20 protein-coding genes are annotated in these 19883 nt (G+C 54.0%); 7 read left to right on the top strand and 13 right to left on the bottom strand.

Translation table 11 applies throughout. From position 1 onward, the window contains the following. Position 1 precedes the first annotated feature (1 nt). The 9 genes from dppC to Q3V30_RS00635 all read right to left on the bottom strand — a co-directional run bounded on the left by dppC (position 2) and on the right by Q3V30_RS00635 (position 9629). On the bottom strand, positions 2 to 904 hold the full coding sequence (dppC, locus tag Q3V30_RS00675; protein WP_306209505.1) for a dipeptide ABC transporter permease DppC: 903 nt from the start codon (positions 902 to 904) through the stop codon (positions 2 to 4). Between the two features lie 10 nt (positions 905 to 914). Next, on the bottom strand, positions 915 to 1934 hold the full coding sequence (dppB, locus tag Q3V30_RS00670) for a dipeptide ABC transporter permease DppB (RefSeq protein WP_306209504.1): 1020 nt from the start codon (positions 1932 to 1934) through the stop codon (positions 915 to 917). Between the two features lie 199 nt (positions 1935 to 2133). Then, positions 2134 to 3738, bottom strand: coding sequence for a dipeptide ABC transporter periplasmic-binding protein DppA (gene dppA / locus Q3V30_RS00665; RefSeq protein ID WP_306209502.1), 1605 nt, complete (start codon positions 3736 to 3738; stop codon positions 2134 to 2136). 670 nt (positions 3739 to 4408) lie between these two features. Continuing rightward, on the bottom strand, positions 4409 to 6112 hold the full coding sequence (eptB, locus tag Q3V30_RS00660) for a kdo(2)-lipid A phosphoethanolamine 7''-transferase (RefSeq protein ID WP_306209501.1): 1704 nt from the start codon (positions 6110 to 6112) through the stop codon (positions 4409 to 4411). 226 nt (positions 6113 to 6338) lie between these two features. After that, positions 6339 to 7094, bottom strand: a complete 756-nt coding sequence (locus Q3V30_RS00655; RefSeq protein ID WP_306209500.1) for a molybdopterin-dependent oxidoreductase — start codon at positions 7092 to 7094, stop codon at positions 6339 to 6341. Beyond that, on the bottom strand, positions 7087 to 7707 hold the full coding sequence (locus tag Q3V30_RS00650; protein WP_306209498.1) for a cytochrome b/b6 domain-containing protein: 621 nt from the start codon (positions 7705 to 7707) through the stop codon (positions 7087 to 7089). Before Q3V30_RS00650 ends, Q3V30_RS00655 begins: the two co-directional genes overlap by 8 nt. 14 nt (positions 7708 to 7721) lie before the next feature. Further along, positions 7722 to 8333 carry a hypothetical protein gene (locus Q3V30_RS00645; RefSeq protein WP_306209496.1) on the bottom strand — a complete coding sequence of 204 codons (612 nt, stop codon included), beginning with the start codon at positions 8331 to 8333 and terminating at the stop codon, positions 7722 to 7724. A gap of 320 nt (positions 8334 to 8653) precedes the next feature. Continuing rightward, positions 8654 to 9082 (bottom strand): organic hydroperoxide resistance protein, encoded by a 429-nt coding sequence (locus Q3V30_RS00640; RefSeq protein ID WP_306209494.1) that lies wholly within the window; start codon positions 9080 to 9082, stop codon positions 8654 to 8656. 88 nt (positions 9083 to 9170) lie between these two features. Then, the gene (locus Q3V30_RS00635; RefSeq protein WP_306209492.1) at positions 9171 to 9629 is read right to left on the bottom strand and encodes a MarR family winged helix-turn-helix transcriptional regulator; all 459 of its coding nucleotides are present in this window, start codon (positions 9627 to 9629) and stop codon (positions 9171 to 9173) included. Positions 9630 to 9693: 64 nt separating this feature from the next. Between Q3V30_RS00635 and Q3V30_RS00630 the strand changes: the two genes are divergently transcribed. Together Q3V30_RS00630 and Q3V30_RS00625 are read left to right on the top strand one after the other, a co-directional pair. Then, complete coding sequence (locus Q3V30_RS00630) at positions 9694 to 10284, top strand: HD domain-containing protein (RefSeq protein WP_306209490.1); 591 nt, start codon at positions 9694 to 9696, stop codon at positions 10282 to 10284. Positions 10285 to 10429: 145 nt separating this feature from the next. Beyond that, positions 10430 to 11050 carry a hypothetical protein gene (locus tag Q3V30_RS00625; RefSeq protein WP_306209488.1) on the top strand — a complete coding sequence of 207 codons (621 nt, stop codon included), beginning with the start codon at positions 10430 to 10432 and terminating at the stop codon, positions 11048 to 11050. Between the two features lie 69 nt (positions 11051 to 11119). Here Q3V30_RS00625 and Q3V30_RS00620 read toward each other — a convergent pair whose 3' ends face one another. Beyond that, the gene (locus tag Q3V30_RS00620; RefSeq protein WP_306209486.1) at positions 11120 to 11635 is read right to left on the bottom strand and encodes an RcnB family protein; all 516 of its coding nucleotides are present in this window, start codon (positions 11633 to 11635) and stop codon (positions 11120 to 11122) included. A gap of 369 nt (positions 11636 to 12004) precedes the next feature. On the opposite strand from Q3V30_RS00620, the gene murQ reads away from it, so the two are divergent. The 5 genes from murQ to Q3V30_RS00595 all read left to right on the top strand — a co-directional run bounded on the left by murQ (position 12005) and on the right by Q3V30_RS00595 (position 17576). Further along, the gene (murQ, locus tag Q3V30_RS00615) at positions 12005 to 12913 is read left to right on the top strand and encodes an N-acetylmuramic acid 6-phosphate etherase (protein WP_306209484.1); all 909 of its coding nucleotides are present in this window, start codon (positions 12005 to 12007) and stop codon (positions 12911 to 12913) included. 2 nt (positions 12914 to 12915) lie between these two features. Then, positions 12916 to 14349, top strand: coding sequence for a PTS N-acetylmuramic acid transporter subunit IIBC (murP, locus tag Q3V30_RS00610; RefSeq protein ID WP_306209482.1), 1434 nt, complete (start codon positions 12916 to 12918; stop codon positions 14347 to 14349). A 167-nt stretch (positions 14350 to 14516) separates the two neighbouring features. Continuing rightward, positions 14517 to 14849 (top strand): EmrE family multidrug efflux SMR transporter, encoded by a 333-nt coding sequence (locus Q3V30_RS00605; protein ID WP_306209480.1) that lies wholly within the window; start codon positions 14517 to 14519, stop codon positions 14847 to 14849. 254 nt (positions 14850 to 15103) lie between these two features. After that, positions 15104 to 15469: a hypothetical protein gene (locus Q3V30_RS00600; protein ID WP_306209478.1), complete on the top strand. Its 366-nt coding sequence runs from the start codon at positions 15104 to 15106 to the stop codon at positions 15467 to 15469. 10 nt (positions 15470 to 15479) lie between these two features. Further along, the gene (locus Q3V30_RS00595) at positions 15480 to 17576 is read left to right on the top strand and encodes a pyrroloquinoline quinone-dependent dehydrogenase (protein ID WP_306209476.1); all 2097 of its coding nucleotides are present in this window, start codon (positions 15480 to 15482) and stop codon (positions 17574 to 17576) included. A gap of 114 nt (positions 17577 to 17690) precedes the next feature. On the opposite strand, the gene Q3V30_RS00590 is transcribed toward Q3V30_RS00595, so the two are convergent. The 3 genes from Q3V30_RS00590 to Q3V30_RS00580 form a co-directional block, all read right to left on the bottom strand. Further along, positions 17691 to 18356, bottom strand: a complete 666-nt coding sequence (locus tag Q3V30_RS00590; RefSeq protein ID WP_306209474.1) for a helix-turn-helix transcriptional regulator — start codon at positions 18354 to 18356, stop codon at positions 17691 to 17693. A 4-nt stretch (positions 18357 to 18360) separates the two neighbouring features. Continuing rightward, positions 18361 to 19044: a helix-turn-helix transcriptional regulator gene (locus Q3V30_RS00585; protein ID WP_306209472.1), complete on the bottom strand. Its 684-nt coding sequence runs from the start codon at positions 19042 to 19044 to the stop codon at positions 18361 to 18363. Positions 19045 to 19533: 489 nt separating this feature from the next. Further along, on the bottom strand, positions 19534 to 19833 hold the full coding sequence (locus Q3V30_RS00580) for a helix-turn-helix domain-containing protein (RefSeq protein ID WP_306209470.1): 300 nt from the start codon (positions 19831 to 19833) through the stop codon (positions 19534 to 19536). Between the last annotated feature and the right edge of the window lie 50 nt (positions 19834 to 19883).

The following is a 19883-nucleotide window of genomic DNA, read 5'->3' as shown; positions in this document are numbered from 1 at the left end:
TTTACTGCTTGAGTTTCGGGTCGAGGGCGTCGCGTAAGCCGTCGCCCATCAGGTTAAATGCCAGTACGGTCAGCAGGATCGCCACCCCAGGGAAGGTGACCACCCACCAGGCACTCTGCGCATACTGCAACACGTCGGAGAGCATCGTGCCCCACTCCGGCGTCGGCGGCTGCGCACCCATACCCAGGAAGCCCAGCGCAGCCATATCGAGGATTGCGTTGGAGAAGCCCAGAGAAGCCTGCACGATCAGCGGTGCCAGGCAGTTTGGTAAAATATTGATAAACATCTGACGCAGCGCGCCCGCACCGGCCACGTTGGAGGCGGTAACATAATCGCGGTTCACCTCTACCAGCACCGCTGCACGCGTCAGACGGATATAGTGCGGCAGGGCGACAAAGGTCAGCGCTATCGAGGCGTTGACGATCGACGGTCCGAAGATAGCCACCAGCACCAGCGCCAGCAGCAGGCTTGGCAGCGCCAGCATGATATCCACCAGACGCATGATAACGGCATCCGTTGCGCCGCCCACGTAACCGGCGATCAGGCCAAAGACCACGCCCAGGATCAGCGACAGCACCACCACCAGACAGCCCACCAGCAGCGACAGCCGCGCGCCATACATCAGGCGGGAAAGCACATCACGGCCCACGTCATCGGTACCGAAGATAAACTTCCAGCTGCCGCCATCCTGCCAGACCGGCGGATGCAGCAGCGCATCACGGAACTGCTCGGAAGGCGCATGCGGCGCGACAAAGTTAGCGAAAATCGCGATAAGGAACATTAGAACCACGTAAACCAGCCCGATAACCGCGCCTTTGTTACGTTTAAAATAGTGCCAGAACTCCTGCAGAGGGGTCATGGGCTTGGGTGCAGCGCTCACGCTGCCTGGATCGACTAAAGACATCCTGGCCCCCTTATTTCTTGTGGCGAATGCGCGGGTTAACCACGCCGTAGAGCACATCAACCAGCAGGTTGACCGCGATAATCAGAATGGCCACCATCAGCACGCCGCCCTGTACCACCGGATAGTCACGACGCTGAAGCGCATCGATCAGCCAGCGGCCCAGACCCGGCCAGGAGAAGATGGTTTCGGTCAGAATGGCCCCGGCCAGCAGCGTCCCCACCTGCAGACCGATAACGGTCACCACAGGCAGCATGGCGTTGCGCAGCGCATGAACCACAATAACGCGCATTCTCGTCAGCCCTTTGGCACGCGCGGTACGAATGTAGTCTTCGCCCAGCACTTCCAGCATCGCGGAACGGGTCATACGGACGATAACGGCCAGCGGGATGGTGCCCAGCACGATGGCAGGCAGGATCATGTGCATCACCGCATCTTTGAAGTCGCCCGGCTCGCCCCAGAACAGGGTATCGATCAGCATAAAGCCGGTCAGCGGCTGGCTGTCATCCAGGAAGACCGTATCGCCTATTCGCCCGGAAACCGGCGTCAGGTTCAGCTGCACGGAGACCAGCATGATCAGCATCATTCCCCACCAGAAAATCGGCATGGAGTAGCCGGTCAGCGAGATGCCGACAGCGGTGTGATCAAAGATGGAACCGCGCTTCACCGCAGCCAGAACCCCAACCGGGATGCCCACCGCAACGGCGAAAATCATGGCGCAGAAACCGAGTTCCAGCGTCGCTTTAAAGCGGGGAACGAATTCCTGCCAGACCGGAATGCGGCTTTTCAGCGAGATGCCCAAATCGCCATGGAGCACGCCATAGACGTAGGAGACATATTGTTGCCACAGCGGCTTGTCCAGACCCATCTGGGCCAGCAACTGCGCGTGACGTTCAGGAGAGATACCGCGTTCGCCAGCCATAATCAGCACCGGGTCGCCCGGGATCATATGCACAAACGCGAAGGTTAACAGGGTGATGCCAATAAACGTCGGGATAACAAGTCCCAGACGTCGGAGTATGAACTGCAACATATTCCGGATTCTCTTTTAGTTCCCGCAGACTCATGGCCTGAAGGATTATATTTGCTCACATCTTGCGACGGATATTCTCCGTCGCGACGCCCCGAAGGGCGCACAGACAATTCTTTTGCTTCCGAGCGGTACGACTTAGAGAGGGGCCGCAAAAGAGCGGCCCGACAGGGGGCAAGAGGGGGCCGACCGGCCCCGACTGTTATTCCTGAATATCAACGTTCTCGAAGTGATGTTTACCTAATGGATCAACCACATAGCCGGTTACTTTCTTACTGACTGGCTCATACACCGTAGAGTGCGCGATAACCAGCGCAGGCGCCTGGTCATGCATCACAACCTGAGCCTGTTTGTAGTATTCAATACGTTTGTTGTGATCGGCTTCAGCACGGGCTGGCTGGATCTGATCTTCAAACGGCTTGTAGCACCAGCGAGAGTAGTTGGAACCATCTTTAGCCGCGGCGCAGCTGAACAGGGTGGCGAAGAAGTTATCCGGATCCCCATTATCACCGGTCCAGCCCATCATCACGGTCTGGTGTTCCCCGGCCTTAGCACGCTTCAGATATTCGCCCCACTCGTAGGTAACGATCTTGGCTTTCACGCCAATTTTCGCCCAGTCGCTCTGGATCATTTCAGCCATACGACGCGCGTTAGGGTTGTAAGGACGCTGTACCGGCATCGCCCAGAGGTCGATAGAGAAACCGTCTGCCATGCCTGCTTCTTTCAGCAGCTCTTTCGCTTTCGCCGGGTCGTAGGCGTAATCCTGCACCGCGTCGTTGTAGCTCCACATGGTTGGTGGGATCAGGTTTTTAGCCGCCTGGCCAGCACCCTGATAGACCGCCTCGATGATCGCCTTCTTGTTAACCGCCATGGTCAACGCCTGACGCACTTTCAGGTTATCCAGCGGTTTCTTCTCGGTGTTGAAGGAGAGGTAGCCGACGTTCAGGCCTGGCATCTGCATCAGGTTGATATTTTTATCTTCCTTCATGCGGGCGATGTCAGCCGGGTTCGGGTACGGCATCACCTGGCATTCGCCTTTCTGCAGCTTGGCGTAACGCACGGAAGCATCCGGCGTGATGGAGAAGACCAGACGGTCGATTTTTGGCTTGGTGCCCCAGAACTGGTCAAACGCTTTGTAGAGAATACGTGAGTCTTTCTGGTACTGCAGCAGCTGGAACGGGCCGGTACCGACCGGGTTCAGGTCGATTTTTTCCGGGGTGCCCGCTTTCAGCATGTTATCCGCATATTCTGCAGACAGAATGGAAGCGAAGTCCATGCCCAGGTCAGCCAGGAAAGGAGCCTCCGGACGGGTCAGCACGAAACGCACGGTGTTCTCGTCCACTTTCTCGATTTTGCTGATCAGCTTCGGCATGTCCATGCCTTCGAAGTACTCATAGCTGCCGCCGGAGACGCCGTGATATTTGTTGTTGGCATCCAACTGACGCTCGAAAGAGAACACCACGTCGTCTGCGTTGAAGTCACGCGTCGGCTTAAAATCTTTGGTGGTCTGCCACTTCACGCCTTTACGCAGATGGAAGGTGTAGGTCTTGCCATCTTCGCTCACGTCCCATTTTTCAGCCAGGCCAGGCTGCAGTTCAGTGGTGCCGATTTTAAACTCAACCAGACGGTTATAGATCGGTACAGAGCTGGCATCGTAAGTGGTGCCGGAAGTGAAAAGCTGTGGGTTGAAGCCTTCAGGCGACCCTTCTGAACAATAAACAAGGGTCTTAGCCTGGACGCCAGCGGCAACGGTCAGAGCGATCAGGCTCAGACCTACCTTCAGCATCCCTGTTTTAGAAATACGCATGCTTCTGCTCCAATTGTGATGTGGTGTTGTGTGCACTTCCGCAAGACCCTGTATTTTTTTAAGTGCGGTCTTTGCGCGTTGCCTTTCGGCAGTTGAGGAGAGAGCGAGCCTGAAAAGTTACCATCAGACTAATCCGCTTCCCTTCTCGTCGAGGCATCAATTTGTCAACAGTTGCAAGCAACGTCAATACAACTGTGAGGTATTTACACAGAGTGTGAGAAACAGCAAGCAAACATAAAAAAAACCAATTCATAACATTTCCAGAGGAAACGTTTATTTCACGCGCAAAATGCCAGACAAACATAATGCCCTTACCTTTAATCATGGCAATTTGCTCTGAAAAAAAACGATTAAATTAGTCGGCCAGGTGCCTTTTTTATGAACGATACGCTTTGCTTATGTCATCTTATCCAGCTAAATATGCTGCAACAGTGGCATAAGAAATCATCAACAACCCGATAACGGTCATAAGCGTAACGCGGCGCGAATTAAGCGGCTGAAGCCAGGCGCCAGAAGGGTTTGCCGGGAGAATTACCGGCAAAAAATGGACTTTTTTGCGTAAGAGTCATTTTTCGGCAACAGGATATTATGCTGCCCTCTCTCGCGGGCGAAGAGCAGGCATAAAAAAGCCCGGAAAGATCCGGGCTTTGAAAGCAGGTTTAACAGCCGGTCACGCTTTGTTGTCCGCAGGCGCTGCGGCCTTTTTCGGATCGGCACACCAGTTGTTGCTCTCTTTGATGCCGCCATTGGGTGAGGTGTAGCCCAGGCAGCCCAGAATGGTGTCAAACAGCTCAACATGGCGATGGGTTTCCCCCACGCGCTGCTGCGCTTTCAGCCGATCGAAGGCGTCCAGATTTGCCGGGTCAGCCAGATATTTATCAGAAGCCCAGACAATCATCGGCACGCGGAACTGCTCCGGCGGTGCCATATCGCGCGGCGTACCGTGCAGATGCATATTTTCACTGATCGACTCGCCATGGTCAGCCGCATAAAACACGATCGCTTTTTTATCCCGTAGCTGGTCGAACACGCTCTCCAGCACCGTGTCCGTATAGAGCACAGAGTTATCAAAAGCGTTGATCAACATCGCTTTAGTACAGGAGTGATCCACACCCATGCACTCTGGCTGATAGCGTGCAAACTCACGCGGATAGCGCTGGGAGTAGAGGTAGTGAGAGCCTTTGGTATGCAGCACCACCAGATGTTTGCCCTGTGGATGGCGATCTAATGACTTTTTCAGCTCCGGGATCAGCAGCATGTCATCGACAGATTTGCCCTGATTCTGTTTTTCCGAGCCGATCTGCTCGCGGAAGGCGAAGTTATCAGCGTTGGTGTTGTTGTAGAACCATAATTCGCTCTGCATGGCGAACAGCTCAGAACTGAAGCCCAACGCTTTCAGTACCGCAAACACATTCTGCTCTTTCAGCGTGCGGCCCGGACCTTCATCCGTTCCTCCTTCACGCACAAACATGCAGCGCAAAGAGAGCTTGGTGGCGGTGTCACAGGATTCCCCGCGGAAGGCGACCAGATTCTTCTCTTTCGACAGTTTCGGCGTGGTATCCCGCTCATAACCCAGCATCCCCATATGATCCCAGCGTGTGGTTTCGCCAATCACAAACACCACATAGGTATCATCCAGCCCGGCAGCGGGCGCCGTGTAGGTAAACTGCTTCGCCGGATCCAGCAGGTCTTCGCTGTCCATCTTCTCGTCGTAGCTGGTGTAAGCAAACAGGCCGAGCGCAGAGAGCCAGTTAGAGGGCAGATAGGAGTGTGCCACCACGCCGCCATAGCTTGGCAGATCGACGTTGGTGAGTTTCTCATTAATATTCTGCTGCTTGTCGAAGAAGCGGATCGGCAGCCAGACCAGCGCCACCGCCAGCAGCATGATCAGCAGAGGTTTAATACGCTGGCCCGGCGTTTTCAGCTGTTCAATCAGCGTCAGGCGCAGCGAGTTGCGCCAGATCAGCAGCAAAGGGATGGCGCTGACCAGCACCATCCATAAGACGAAGTGATAACCGACAACTTCTTTCGACAGATCGGTATCGGTGGTCATCACCGAGGCGACGATGCCGTAGCCAATCACCACGTTGAAGAAGCTCATATAGTAGCTTGCCGCAACGGAAATCAGCACCAGCGCCGTGGCGGTAATACGCCAGAACACTTTGCCGCCCAGCGACAACAGACGCATCAGGAAGAAGGTCAGCAGGACAATGGCCACCACTTCAGCCACGGCGGAAACCCACTGTAACGCTTTGAAATGACTGAGGAAGGGATCAAACCGGCGGTAAAAGACCGGTATATTCAGGAAGATACCGATGTAAAATGCCAGCACAAGCGACAGCTTCTGCTGAGTCAGTGATTTTATGTAATTCATGCAACCTTTTTCCCGGCGTAACTTAAACGGATCTTAAACGCTAATCAGACCGTGCCGTTTCGCCAGAGTTCGGAAAGCAGGTCGATTAACCTCCTGCGGCAAGGCTCAGGAGGAGGCGTGAGCGAAGGAGAGGCCCTCACACAAGCGGCGTAGTTAATCACATTACGCGCAATTTTTCAGTTCAATCGGCGGAATAAGCCCAAAAGAGACTAAAAAATGAGCTTACTCAGATGCCGCTGAAACCGTTATAGCCCTGGTCTTCCCAGTAACCGCCGGGGTTCTGGTTAGTGACGAAGATTTCACGGATATGCTTGGCGTTCTTGAAACCCAGCTTGGTGGGAATGCGCAGGCGGAGGGGATAACCGAAATCGGGCGGCAGCGGTTTTTTATCAAAATCGAGCGCCAGAATGGTTTGCGGATGCAGCGCAGAGGGCATATCCAGGCTGCTGTAGTAGCGATCATCACACTTGAAGCCGACATATTTAGCGGTGAGATCGGCCCCCACGTGTTGTAAAAACGTTTTCAGCGGCACGCCGCTCCACTGGCCGATAGCGCTCCAGCCCTCAATGCAGATCAGCCGGGTGATCTGCTCACTCTGCGGCAGGCGCTGCAGCTGCTCCAGCGTCCACGGCGTTTTCTTCTCCACGCTGCCGGAGACCTCCAGGCGATAATCGCCCAGATCGATCTCCGGCACGTTATATTCGGGATAAAAGGCGTTAAACCGGAATGGCCGGGTAATTTGCGACTCGTCATAGGTCTGCGCCAGTTTGCTGCCGCTGAACAGCCAGGCCTGAACCCGATCGTTCCAGCGGGACATTGCCCACAGCACTTTATCGACCTCATCGCCATCCTGCAGATTGCAGCCCGTCAGCATCGACACTGCGCCCAGCGTCAGCCCGGAACGTAACAGTAAACGGCGCTCCAGGTTCACCAGCTTTTTACGCTGCTCCGGCTCCAGGATAATTTTTGGTTTCTCACTCATCGGCAGGCTCCTTTCTTCTGCCACCCGTCACCATCGCGGGCAGCGTTTTTGGCACCAGCAGCACCATCACCACATGCACCACGACAAAAAGCATCAGGCCGCTCATGGCAAAAAAGTGGACGTAGCGGGCCAGATCAAAACCGCCAAGCAGAGCAACCAGCTTGCTCAGTTGCACCGGCTTCCAGATAGCCAGCCCGGAGAGTACCAGCAGCGTACCCAGCAGTAACACCGCAACATAGAGCAGCTTTTGCACCGCGTTATAGTCGTTATGCTGATGAGGTAGCCGGAAGCGAAGCGCAAGACCGGCGTCTCTGATAACCGTGCCGGCGCTGAAGGGGAAGAAACGGCGGCGGAAATGCCCGCTGAACACGCCCCACACCAGATAGATCAGCGCGTTGACAAACAGCAGCCACATCACTGCCAGATGCCAGGCGAGATTGCCGCCAAGCCAGCCGCCCAGCGTCAGAGATTGGGGGAAGGTAAAGGAATAGAGCGGCGAGGCGTTATAGATACCCCACCCGCTCATCACCATGCCGACCATCACCAGCACGTTCAGCCAGTGACAGAGCCGGACGGGCCAGGGGTGAACCCGTTTTGTTGCAGAAGCCGACATGGTCACACTCCGGGTTACATCGGTGGGGTCAGGCCATCTTTACCTACCGCAACGCCGCGAGCAGTGAGGTTACCCTGCTCATCTTTTGCCCCGAACAGCACCACTTTGGTACCAGCTTTCAACAGGCTGCGATCGCCCGGCTCCAGCAATACCACCGGCACATCATCAGGTACGATCACGGTTTTTTCCATATCTTTCACTTTCACGGTCAGGGTTCGGCCATTGGAGTGAACCAGTTTACCCACGGTGCCGTTGGTCATGGTGTTTACTTTACCGTCCGCAGATTCAAACGGGTTAAAACCTTCACCGCTCCCGCGCAGGCTTGGCGCAAAGACATGCACTTCCAGCGCTTTCAGCTCGCCGTTTGCCATCGGCACCGCCGCCGTACCGATATAGCTGTCTGGCTTGATATCACTCATTTTGGCTTTACTGACGCTGTTCACCTTGGTCTGATCGGTGATTTTCACATCCAGCTTGTCGCCCTGGCGGGTGGTGATCTGCATTGCAGAATCGCTTACTGAGTCAATGGTGCCACGGGTAGGTTTGATGGTGGTCTCTGCAGCAAAGGTGCTGCCGCTGACCAGCAGCGTGCCGAGCAGCAGGGCTGCAATACGGGATTTAAGCATGTTTCTCTCCTGAGAAGGTTGTCCGGGCTGGGTGAGTCATTAGTTTGCTAAGTAAGCGTAATCGTCTGCGGTGAATATACGAGGTGCAACACGGATTTATTATGTTCGCAAACGTAACGATACTGTGACGAAAAGAAGGGCCATGCAGAGAGGCAGATCTGCCTTTTCATGGCAGAAGGGCGATCTGCGGGCAGGTGACGCCGTCGGGACAGACGCTGCATTTTCGTTACAGAAGGGTAGTGTCAGTAGATCCAGCCACCGGAGTGAACGGTGGCTGGCGGTGCTCGTCGCCCTTCCCTTGCGGAAAGGGAAAGAGGAACTTAGTTGATGATATTCAGCGTCACATCAATGTTGCCGCGGGTGGCGTTGGAGTATGGGCAGACAATGTGTGCCGCATCGACCAGCTTTTGCGCTTCTGCCGGATCCATACCTTCCAGGTGGATGTTCAGTTTCACTTCGATACTGAAACCGGTCGGAATCGGGCCAATACCCACTTCGCCTTCAATAAACGCCTCTTTTGGCAGAGAGATTTTGTCGCGGCCCGCTACAAACTTCATCGCGCCCAGGAAGCAGGCAGAATAACCGGCGGCAAACAGCTGCTCCGGGTTAGTGGCTTCGCCGCCTGCGCCGCCCATCTCTTTTGGCACGCCCAGCTTGACGTCCAGCACGTTGTCGGAAGAGGTTGCACGACCATCACGGCCGCCGGTGGCTTTGGCTTTTGCGGTATAAACAACTTTTTCTAAAGACATAATGAGACTCCTGATTAGTTTGTTGTGCGATTTAATCGCGCGCTACTTATCTTATAGACTGAACTCTTTTTAATTTAGCAGCCAGCGCTTAACTGTTCAGGTTATCGCGCAGCTTTTCCAGATTCGTTTTCAGCGAGGAGAGCGTCTCATCGTCGCAGGAGGTGGCACAGAACACCGTATCGGGAATATTTACGGCTTTACTGCGCAGCTCACGGCCCTGCTCTGTCAGGGTGACCATCACCTGCCGCTCATCTTTGCGTGAGCGCTGGCGATGAAGCAGCCCGGCTGATTCCAGCCTTTTTAACAGCGGCGTCAGCGTGGCGGAGTCCAGAAACAGACGTTCGCCAATATCAGAAACGGTGACATCATCCCGCTCCCAAAGTACCAGCATCACCAGATATTGCGGGTAGGTGATCTCAAGCTGCGTTAACAGCTGGCGGTAGAGCTTGTGCAGCGCCAGGTTGGCGGAATAGAGCGCAAAGCAGAGCTGCTGGTCAAGCAACAGTGGCGCGTCCTGGGCTTTTTTGTCATCTTTAACGGTAGTCATGACTAAAAATATAAATAGCACACGATACAATTGCAAGCGAAATTTTACCTGCGGGAGAAGGCGAATGCTCACACTGGAAGAACAGGCACGACGGTATGCCACTAAAGCCCACGCCGATGCCGGGCAGCAACGGAAATATACCGGTGAACCTTATATTGTTCACCCGGCGGCGGTGGTCGAACTGGTGAGAAGCGTCACCGACAATGAGGTGATGCTGGCCGCCGCCTGGCTGCACGACACGGTAGAAGATACCGCCAGCACGCTGAATGAGATCACCAGCCATTTTGGCGCGGAGGTCGCAGCGCTGGTAGAGATGCTGACGGACAGCCATCCTGCGGAAGCGAGAAACCGCGCCGCGCGCAAAGTTGCCCATTTCCGGCACTCTGCGCTCGCCTCGCCGGATGCCCAGACCATCAAGTTGGCGGATATCATCGATAATACGCGTTCTATTATCCCTTTCGACCCCCATTTTGCCCGCGTCTATCTGGTAGAGAAGCGGATCCAGATTGCGCTGCTTACCGCAGGCAACCGGGAGCTGTGGCAGCAGGCGTCGGTCATTATTGAAAACGGCATCGACCAGTTAACGCAAGCGCCCCATCTGGTTCCTGCGGTCTGGTTCACAAAGCAGCAGCAAAAATATCCTGTCGCGCTCTGATTAAGCGGGCGGGCCGGTGCCGGCCCGTCCGCCCACCCCGCAAAATGATCTCTCTGTGCTGCCAACGTGTTACTGGCATGAATTGGCAAGACCTGACACCCCTTGTTCCTATAATCGCCCCCCTAATCATAATAAGGGGGCTGTTGTGCATTCTGATTTACTTTTTATCCGAAACAGGGCGTTTGCTTTTCTGGGCTGTGCTGCTTTTCTCAGCGCCATGATGGGGCTGGTATTTATTGATGTGCGATGGATGAACGATGCTGTCCATGAAACCTCCTTTACGGAAATTGCGCAGGAAGGGATGCTGCTGATCATCGCCCTGCTCTATTTTGCCCGAGCCTGGCGGCAGGCCCCTCTCCGGCCCCTCTATGTGCTGGTCGGCGGGTTCTTCAGTTGTATGCTGATCCGTGAACTCGATTTTCTGTTTGATGAGATTTCCCACGGAAGCTGGGTCTGGTTTGCGTTAGCGACAACGCTGCTCTGCGTCGGGGCAGCCCTGCGCCAGCCGCGTCAGATAGTCTCTGGCCTTGCTGCCTATCTCCGTCATCCCGGCTGGGGAATGATGTGCGCGGGTATGCTCACCATCCTGATCTTCTCGCGCCTGTTTGGTCAGCATGACCTCTGGCAGCATCTGATGCTGGATGGCTATAACCGTACGGTAAAAAATATGGCGGAAGAGGGGTGCGAACTGCTGGGCTACAGCCTGTGCCTGTTCTCCACCTGCCGCTATCTTTTTGGAGTGGGTAAACTGACTCCGGCCGCTTAAGGGGGCCAGGAGAGGGGAACGGACGGGAGAGTAAAACGGAAACCAGCGAACGCGGTTTCCGTTTTTTTATTACTGGTGGTAGAAAATGTCGCCAGATTCCGCCTGCAGAATTTTGCCATCCGCTTTAGAGATCAGCACGTAATTACCGCCCATATAGGTCCAGTTGGTGCCTTCCGCCGGTTTTGGCAGGTTGCGGGTTTTCCAGTCAACGATTTCATATTTCTTGGTGCGGTAGCGGTCGGGAACCACGCTGCCGATATTGAAGCGCTGGAAATCCGCGAAGAAGGTTTTAACCGCATAGGGGTGAGCCGGATCGGGCTTCTCTGGCACATCCAGTTTCTTTTCCGCTGGCGACTGCACGTCCGGCGTCTGGCCTGGGGAGGTGACGCCCTGCGCGTTGGCGTCCGGTGCTTCACCGGTAGGATCGGTATCCGGGACTGGCGCGGCCTGCTCCTGTGCTGCCGGGTCCTGCCCTTCGGTAGTCTGAACTTGCTGAGCCTGCTCGCCTTCTGCGTAAGCAGTGGACATCGCCGGCAGGGCACTCAACAACACTGCTGATAACAATACGATCTTCGACTTACTCATAATTTCTCCAGATTGAACACCGTCAGCCCTGAGGCGTACTGAGCGAATTCTACAAAATAAATCGCTGCAGTTTTGACTTTTTTACGCGCGGCGGGCCGGTTTACACGCCTTTACGCTTATTCGCCACCCTGAGCAGGCCATCAGCCACCTTATCATTGCCCCACACCCTGCTGTTACCCCGCTGGCGGCACTGCTAAATTAGCGTGCTGCACCGGTTATCTGAAGTGGCGCATTGCGGCAAACTTTATGAACCCGCTCACAGTTAGCGTTAAAAGAATAATTTATTCCTTTATAATTAACTTTTAATAATTAAATATTCCATCCGAAGTCCGGGCCGTTTCCGGATCTGAACCAACCAGCGAGTAAGTTATGAAAATCGATCTCTCCGTCCTGACCACTGAAGGCCGCAACGCCGCGAGCGAAAACATCGATATGCTCTCTACCGAAGAGATGCTGCAGGTTATCAACGCTGAAGACCAGAAAGTTGCGCTGGCGGTAGAGAAAGCGATCCCCGCTATTGCGCAAACTGTAGAGGCTATTGTGGCAGCCTTCAGTCAAGGCGGACGCCTGATCTACTGCGGTGCCGGCACCTCCGGCAGGCTGGGGATCCTCGATGCAAGTGAGTGCCCACCAACTTTTGGCACTCCGCGCGAACAGGTGGTGGGGCTGATTGCTGGCGGGCATCAGGCGATTTTGCAGGCCGTTGAGAACGCTGAAGACAGCCTGACGCTGGGGGTGGAAGATCTGAAAAATCTCGGCTTTAACAGCAAGGATGTGCTGGTAGGCATTGCCGCCAGCGGCCGCACGCCTTATGTCATTGCGGCGCTGAATTACGCAAAAAGCCTGGGCGCGACCACCGCCGCCCTGACCTGTAACGCAGGCAGCGAGATGACGCAGATTGCCGATATCGCTATCGTGCCGGTTGTCGGCCCGGAAGTGGTCACCGGCTCCTCGCGCATGAAGGCCGGTACCGCGCAGAAACTGGTGCTGAATATGCTCACCACCGGCGCGATGATCCGCAGCGGCAAGGTCTACGGCAACCTGATGGTGGATGTGGAAGCCACCAATAAGAAGCTGGTACAGCGCCAGATAAACATTGTGCAGGAGGCGACCGATTGCGATCTTCAGACCGCCACTGCGGCGCTGAACGCCTGCGGCAACCACTGTAAAACTGCCATCGTTATGGTGCTGGGCAATCTGCAGGCTGAACAGGCGCGGCAGCTTTTAAAAGATAACGGCGGATTTATCCGTCAGGCGCTACACAACGCCGGGAGCTAGCGATGGCGAAAATCACGGAGCAGCTGATCGCCTCGATTCTGCAAAGAGTTGGCGGCAACGGCAATATTGAAACCTGCGGGCACTGCATGACCCGTCTGCGTCTGACGCTGAGAGATGAGACTCTTACGGACAGCGCCAGCCTGAAAGCGCTGCCGGGCGTGCTGGGCGTGGTGAACAGCGAGGAGCAGCTACAGATCATCCTCGGCCCCGGCAAAGCGCAGAGTGCCGCAGAGATAATGAACAGGGTGCTGGCGCAGCAGGCTTCTGACGCGCCCGCGCTGGCGGCAACGGCCAGCGACACCAAACAGAAGATGAAGGCGAAGCAGACCAGCGCGGTTCATCAGTTCCTCGCCAGATTTGCTACCATCTTCACCCCACTAATTCCCGGCTTTATCGCCGCCGGGATGCTGCTGGGCTTTGCCACATTACTGGAGCAAACGCTGATCGCTAACGCGGCGGAGAAGAACGCCACGCTGATGCATATCGTCGGCTACATGAAGCTCTTCGGCAAAGGCCTCTTCACCTTCCTGCCGATCCTGATTGGCTATAACGCGCAAAAAGCATTTGGCGGCTCCGGCGTTAACGGCGCCATTATCGCCTCGCTGTTTTTGCTGGGCTATAACCCGGCGGCCACCACGGGCTACTTCTCCGGCATTGAGACCTTCTTTGGCATGGGCATCGATCCGCGCGGCAATATTATTGGCGTGTTGCTGGCTTCGATCCTCGGCGCCCGGGTTGAGCGGCAGATCCGCAGGATCGTTCCCGATAATCTGGATATGATCCTGACCTCGCTGCTGACGCTGCTGATTACCGGCGCGCTGACTTTTACGGTGATCATGCCGCTTGGCGGCGAGCTGTTTAAGGGGATGTCCTGGCTGTTCCTGCACCTGAACGGCAACCCGTTTGGCACGGCGATCCTGGCGGGATTATTCCTGATTGCGGTGGTGTTTGGCGTGCATCAGGGCTTTATTCCGGTCTACTTTGCGCTGATGGATGTGCAGGGCTTTAACTCGCTGTTCCCGATTCTGGCGATGGCTGGCGGTGGCCAGGTGGGCGCCGCGCTGGCGCTTTACTACCGCTCGGCAAAACATTCCATGACGCGTAATCAGGTAAAAGGCGCGATTATCCCCGGCCTGCTTGGCGTGGGCGAACCGCTGATTTACGCTGTGACGCTGCCGCGCGTTAAGCCATTCGTCACCGCCTGTATCGGTGGGGCCTGCGGCGGCTTCTTTCTCGGTCTGGTTGCCTGGCTGGGCTTGCCTGTCGGGCTGAACACCGTGTTTGGCCCTTCCGGTCTGGTGGCGCTGCCGCTGATGACCTCAGGCCAGGGGATCTACGCCGGGATGGCGGTGTACGCTGCAGGCGTGGTGATTTCCTGGATCGCGGGCTTCGCCGTCACCTGGTTCTTTGGGTATAAGGATGTGGATTTGAGCTGAGGGGTGGGCGGATGAGAAAACCTACCCGCCCTGCTATCAGTTAATGGACCTCAGCTTTTATACCGCTGCTGATCATGGTTATTCAACAGGGAGTATTCGCTGCCTTCAGACACACCTGACCCTGGGTGATATAATGAATGTTTACATTTGTTATATGAGGTCAGGGCGTGAATACATACATTTTGCTTGGTGGGGCCATCATAGCTGAAGTTATTGGTACAACCCTGATGAAATACTCTGAAGGATTTACACGCCTGTGGCCATCTGTAGCAACCATTGTTTGCTACTGTGCTGCTTTCTATCTTCTTGCCCAGACGCTGTCGAACATCCCTACAGGTATTGCGTACGCAATTTGGTCAGGTGCTGGGATCGTATTAATTAGCCTTCTGGGCTGGTTGGTCAGTGGGCAAAAGCTTGATTTCCCGGCGATAGCAGGCATGTTGCTGATTTTAGCTGGCGTTCTGGTAATTAATATTTTTTCAAAGTCCTCACCTCATTAAATTTCTTTGATGCGTGCTGTGCCAGAACCACAAATTGCCAACATCACGACAAGTTAATAACCCGGATGCTGTCCAATGCAGAACGCTCCATTTAAAAAACCATCTTCTATACTCTGTTACGTTTAGTGAACTATGCCGCTGTTTCTCGCGCTGCACTGGTTTTTTAATCTTCGTCTTGCGCGAACAACTGGCGCATAAATTCACCGATACTCCATATTTATTACCTGTTCATTTTTCATAAGGTGCTTCCTGACATGCTGCAATCTCAACCCTCACGCCTGGGCAGCTTACTGTTGCTACTGGCAGCCGTGATCGGCTTCGCGGTGGCTTTATACGCCTGGCTGACGCCACTCACCGGTGTCACCGGTACAATCGGTGCGCTGGGTGTAGCTATCGCCAGCGCGGTGCTGGCGCTACTGACCTTTATTTTACGGGGCGCCTCCCGTCGCGGTGCACGCATTTTCCTGATTATTGTCACTTTGTTAATGTTGTTCGGTATTGGTTTTGCGGCCGCGCTGCTGCATCAGTACATCATTACGGCAGCAATGGTGGTCGGCCTGATTGGTCTGATTGCGCTGAGCAGCAATTCCGTTCGTCACGATCATCGCGTCAAAGCCTGAGGAGCCGCCTGTGCATAACGATAAACACTCTCCATTAATGAAAGTCAGCATGACGGCGCTGGCGTTACTGGTCACGCCGCTGACGCTGCAGGCGCAGGATAAAGCCGCTGAAGCCTCTATGGGGGCACGGGAAGAGCTCAGTGTGGATGCGGCCAATCAACAAGAGCCGGGAACCACTAAAACCACTGACGATGCGTCAACTGGCAAGCACCAAGACCAGAAAGTCGAATCTGCCAGTAATCCGGCAATTTCATTGGTACCCTCTTCTGCCACCTGGGACAGCTTTCATGGTCAGCTTAACGCACAGAAATACAGCCCGCTGAAACAGATCACCACTGATAATGTCAGCAAGTTAAAGAAAATCTGGGAGTTTCATACCGGCGATGTCTCGGATGGCAAAGGTGATATCCCTGCCACCGTCTGGTCAGCGACGCCTGTTTTTGCCAACGAGACGATCTACATCGGTACACCTTTTGATCGCCTGATTGCGCTGGATCCCGGTACAGGTAAAGAGAAGTGGCAATACGATACTAAATCCTCGCGCAAAGCGTTGACGCAGCCGGTACTGAAAAACCGTGGCGTCTCCTACTGGCAGGCAAAAAATCCGGTTGCCGGAGAAGCGTGTCAGAAGATTGTCTATATGGGCACCGTTGATGGCAACCTCTATGCGCTGGACGCCGATTCAGGTAAGCCGTGCCGTAGCTTTGCCGACAATGGTGTTCTGAATCTCAATCAGTGGAACAAGGTTAACGCCAAATACCCGCTATCTGTGCTGCAGCCGCCTACCGTAGTCGGTAACCATCTGCTTGTTGGCTGGGCCGGCAAAGACTGGGCATATGCTGAAGCACCTGCGGGCACCGTATTTTCCATCAATGCGCAGACCGGCGAGCGCGAATGGACCTTTGAAGCGATTCCGGCGGAAATCCGCAAACGCACCGGTACGGCCAACGTCTGGACACATATGTCTGCCGATGAGGCTCATGGCCTGGTCTATCTGCCGGTCTCCTCCCCGTCCCCCAACTACTGGGGCGGTAACCGTGTCGATCCTGTTCCGCTTGGCACCTCTACCACCGCGCTGGATATCAACACCGGTAAAGTGGTCTGGTCTCGCCAGTGGGTGCATCACGATGTGTGGGATTACGATATCAACTCGGCGCCGACGCTGATGGATATCACAGTAAACGGCAAACAGATCCCGGCGTTGATTCAGGCTACCAAGCAGGGCTTTCTGTTTGTAGTGAACCGTCTGACAGGTGAGGATGTCTGGCCTATTGAAGAGCGTCCTGTGCCGCAGGGCGATGGTTCGGTGCAGGGGGAAGTGCTCTCGCCAACGCAGCCATTCCCGACAAAACCGGCGCCGCTGCTCGATCAATCGAAAAAGCCTGAAATCTGGAAACTGGCGGATATGGTGGGTGCCGGCCAGTGTTCACGGCTGTGGGATAAACTGAGCTATGAAGGTATGTACACGCCGCCAACCACGAAAGGCGAAGGGGCGTTAACCTATCCGGACAGTGCCGGTGGCGTCCAGTGGGGCGGCGTGGCGTACGATCCGCAAAAACAGATTGCGATCGTCAACACCTCGCACATTGTGCAGTATGTGAAGCTCTACAGCCGCGAAGATTATGAAAAAGCGGATAGTGGTTCCGGCAACGAGAGCGGCTTTGCTCCGCAGGAAGGCGCTCCTTACGGCCTGCGTCTGATGGTAGCGAATAACTGGCTTGGCATGCCGTGCTGGCAGCCGCCATTTGGTGAAATCGTGGCGCTGGATATGCATACGGGTGACGTGAAATGGCGTCGTCCGGTTGGCGCATCGCAGCAGTATGGCTTCTTTATGCCGGAAAGCTGGGGCTCACCAACTATCGGCGGCCCGGCAGTGACGGCGGGCGGCGTGATCTTTATCGGCGCTTCAATGGATGCCAAAGTTCGCGCCTACTCAGTGGATAATGGCGAAGAGCTATGGTCCGATCAGGTTGAGGCACCTGCGGTAGCGAATCCGTCAGTCTATGAGTATAAAGGCCGTCAATATGTGGCGTTCGTCGCGGGCGGTAATACTATCCTGAAGGATCAGGTAGGCGACCAGGTGGTGGTTTACGCTCTGCCTGAATAGTCGTTCATACAGCGAGTCGTGAAACAATGTGGGGCCTTAGCGCCCCACTTTTTTATCTTCGGTCAGGCTTTTTAAGCTGCCCGGCCCCGGCTCAGAGGCCAGAACCGCAGCCACTCAGGAAACCGACACATGGCCCTTGGTCAGAAAAAAAGGAGGAATGTAGTTATCCCATCCATTCTGATTGCAGTGCTGCAGCAGCGTGGTGGTGCTCGTCACGCCTGTTTTATCACAGCAACGTGTTATCCGGTTGCGAAGCGCTGAAGCGCTGATACCGAGTATGTCCGGCATAGCGTTCTGCTTTACCCCACACTGCAACAGCAGGATCACTTCCCACTCTTTGTCTGTAAAAATATTTGCCGGTCGGGTGAATACAAAGGGCTTCCTTTCACATGGCATAAGAAAGGTGGAAAAGTAGACATTGGTAATCTCTGTGTAAGTACAGACAATGCCGTCGCTGCCATTATCGAGCTGCCAGGGACGCTTCTCAACCAGAAAGGATCTGAGCCTGTTTCGTCTTCCGTAATCGAACGTTTTGAGAACTATGCTCATTTCATTTGTGGTCAGGATTTTCTGGTCGTCACAGAGGATATGGTCATAGTACTCGCTGATATCGGGCGTAAGTTCCGTGTCGAGAAGGCCCGGAAGTTGATTTTCGGTTACACCAAAATAGTGACAGAGGATCTTATTACCATAAACATAGCGGGAGTCGCTGTCCTTTATGGCCCAGCCAAAAAGAGAGTGATCAAAGTAATATTCAACAGGAGTCAGGTCTCTGTCCATCAGGTCAGCCTCTGATTATGATATGTCCTTTTTTGAGAAAGAACTGCGGGATGTAGTTATCAAATCTGTTATCCCTGCAGTATTGCTTCAAACCTGACAGGGAATTCAAACCTGTTTTTCTGTAGCAGCTCCGGAGTCTGCCGTTAACGGCATCGACGGTGATTGAGAGAATACTGCTTATCTCTTTGAGCCGCATGCCACAGTCCAGCAGGTAAACAACTTCCCATTCTTTTTCGGTAAATACTTCAGAAGGGGACTGGAAGGTAGCGTGCTGGATTATTTTTCCATTAAGCAACGAGGTTGGCGTGATGATCCTGACGGGTCTGACGCTGATAACCGTGCCTGTACAGTTATGATGTTCATCATAGAGCGGCTCCTGAATATTGTAGGCAGGCTGCATTATCTTCTCTCTGCCCTGAATGTGCGTAGTGATCGCTTTCACCGGCTTACCTGTGCGCTCTATCTCCCGTTCCTGCTGGTTAAAGATATCTGCAAACTCAGACACAGGAACAGGAATATCCCTGATGTTCAGGCCTTCGTAATCATAACTTGTTGAGATAGTTTGCCAGGCTTTAAACGTGTTATTGACGTAGATAAAGCGGGAGTTATTGTCTTTTACTGCCCAGCCTACAACAGGATCGCTTTCGAACATCGCGATTAACTTTGAAGGTAATGTAATTTCTTTCATAATCGTATCCCTACATTTAAATTACCCTACATAAAATATGCCGTACCTTATATCTACCTATAGATAACAACGAAAATACTATAAAAAAAACCCTGCATCGCCAATATCAGGGAAAGCACGACATAATTAAAAATAATAACATGCCCATAACCGAAAGGTTATGGGTTTTTTCGCAGGAAAGAAAGTGACTGAAATAAAAGATATTACTTTTACACCGTTAAAATTATGAAACAGATTCAAACACAGTTGGCTGGTCTGTTGGTAATGGTCCCGTTTTTTCTGCACTGGCTGCTCCTCAGGCAGCACCGGCTGCGAAGCCAGACGCTGGCAGAAGCTCAAACTGAGAGCCGCATGGATAACACAGCGGAAACTTGAAGAGGCTCAGGCTGAGCTTGATGAAGCCAGAATCCTGCTAAATAAATAACTTACGTTCTGAAAAAAATAAATCGGATTTCAGGCAAGCCCGCAGGGACTTGCTCTTTTTTTTAATCAAAGATCAAAGGTCACTCTTTTACCTGAAGGCAGTTTAACGTCGATACTTAATTCGCCTCCCAATGCTGTAACGTAACGCTTCAGCGTAGAAAGGCGGGGATCATTGTCTGCTTGCTCCATTTTAGCGATGGTTGGCTGTTTCACGCCCATTGCCTGCGCCATCTCGGTTTGAGACAGATTAAGTTCTTCACGCAACATATTCAGAGCGATAACCTGCCGCATTGCCTCAACTTTTCCGGCGATGCGCTCCCGGCTTTCCGGGCTCTGTTTTGCCATCAGTTCTTTCAGGTTAGCCATTATTTTTCCTCATTCAGATGCTTACGAAATTCACTATCCGCAAGCCTGAT

The sequence above is a fragment of the Erwinia pyri genome (genome assembly GCF_030758455.1).
GTDB classification, from domain to species: Bacteria; Pseudomonadota; Gammaproteobacteria; order Enterobacterales; family Enterobacteriaceae; genus Erwinia; species Erwinia pyri.
The sequence above is the reverse complement of the archived record's forward strand: the minus strand, read 5'-3'. Positions and strand labels throughout refer to the sequence as shown.

Coding starts and splice junctions, on each gene's coding strand:
- murP (WP_306209482.1), top strand. CDS start 12,916: ATGGCGAAAATCACGGAGCAGCTGATCGCCTCGATTCTGCAAAGAGTT.
- Q3V30_RS00645 (WP_306209496.1), bottom strand. CDS start 8,333: ATGCTTAAATCCCGTATTGCAGCCCTGCTGCTCGGCACGCTGCTGGTC.
- dppC (WP_306209505.1), bottom strand. CDS start 904: ATGTCTTTAGTCGATCCAGGCAGCGTGAGCGCTGCACCCAAGCCCATG.
- Q3V30_RS00655 (WP_306209500.1), bottom strand. CDS start 7,094: ATGAGTGAGAAACCAAAAATTATCCTGGAGCCGGAGCAGCGTAAAAAG.
- Q3V30_RS00580 (WP_306209470.1), bottom strand. CDS start 19,833: ATGGCTAACCTGAAAGAACTGATGGCAAAACAGAGCCCGGAAAGCCGG.
- Q3V30_RS00585 (WP_306209472.1), bottom strand. CDS start 19,044: ATGAAAGAAATTACATTACCTTCAAAGTTAATCGCGATGTTCGAAAGC.
- dppA (WP_306209502.1), bottom strand. CDS start 3,738: ATGCGTATTTCTAAAACAGGGATGCTGAAGGTAGGTCTGAGCCTGATC.
- Q3V30_RS00650 (WP_306209498.1), bottom strand. CDS start 7,707: ATGTCGGCTTCTGCAACAAAACGGGTTCACCCCTGGCCCGTCCGGCTC.
- eptB (WP_306209501.1), bottom strand. CDS start 6,112: ATGAATTACATAAAATCACTGACTCAGCAGAAGCTGTCGCTTGTGCTG.
- Q3V30_RS00590 (WP_306209474.1), bottom strand. CDS start 18,356: ATGGACAGAGACCTGACTCCTGTTGAATATTACTTTGATCACTCTCTT.
- Q3V30_RS00640 (WP_306209494.1), bottom strand. CDS start 9,082: ATGTCTTTAGAAAAAGTTGTTTATACCGCAAAAGCCAAAGCCACCGGC.
- dppB (WP_306209504.1), bottom strand. CDS start 1,934: ATGTTGCAGTTCATACTCCGACGTCTGGGACTTGTTATCCCGACGTTT.
- Q3V30_RS00600 (WP_306209478.1), top strand. CDS start 15,104: ATGCTGCAATCTCAACCCTCACGCCTGGGCAGCTTACTGTTGCTACTG.
- murQ (WP_306209484.1), top strand. CDS start 12,005: ATGAAAATCGATCTCTCCGTCCTGACCACTGAAGGCCGCAACGCCGCG.
- Q3V30_RS00630 (WP_306209490.1), top strand. CDS start 9,694: ATGCTCACACTGGAAGAACAGGCACGACGGTATGCCACTAAAGCCCAC.
- Q3V30_RS00635 (WP_306209492.1), bottom strand. CDS start 9,629: ATGACTACCGTTAAAGATGACAAAAAAGCCCAGGACGCGCCACTGTTG.
- Q3V30_RS00620 (WP_306209486.1), bottom strand. CDS start 11,635: ATGAGTAAGTCGAAGATCGTATTGTTATCAGCAGTGTTGTTGAGTGCC.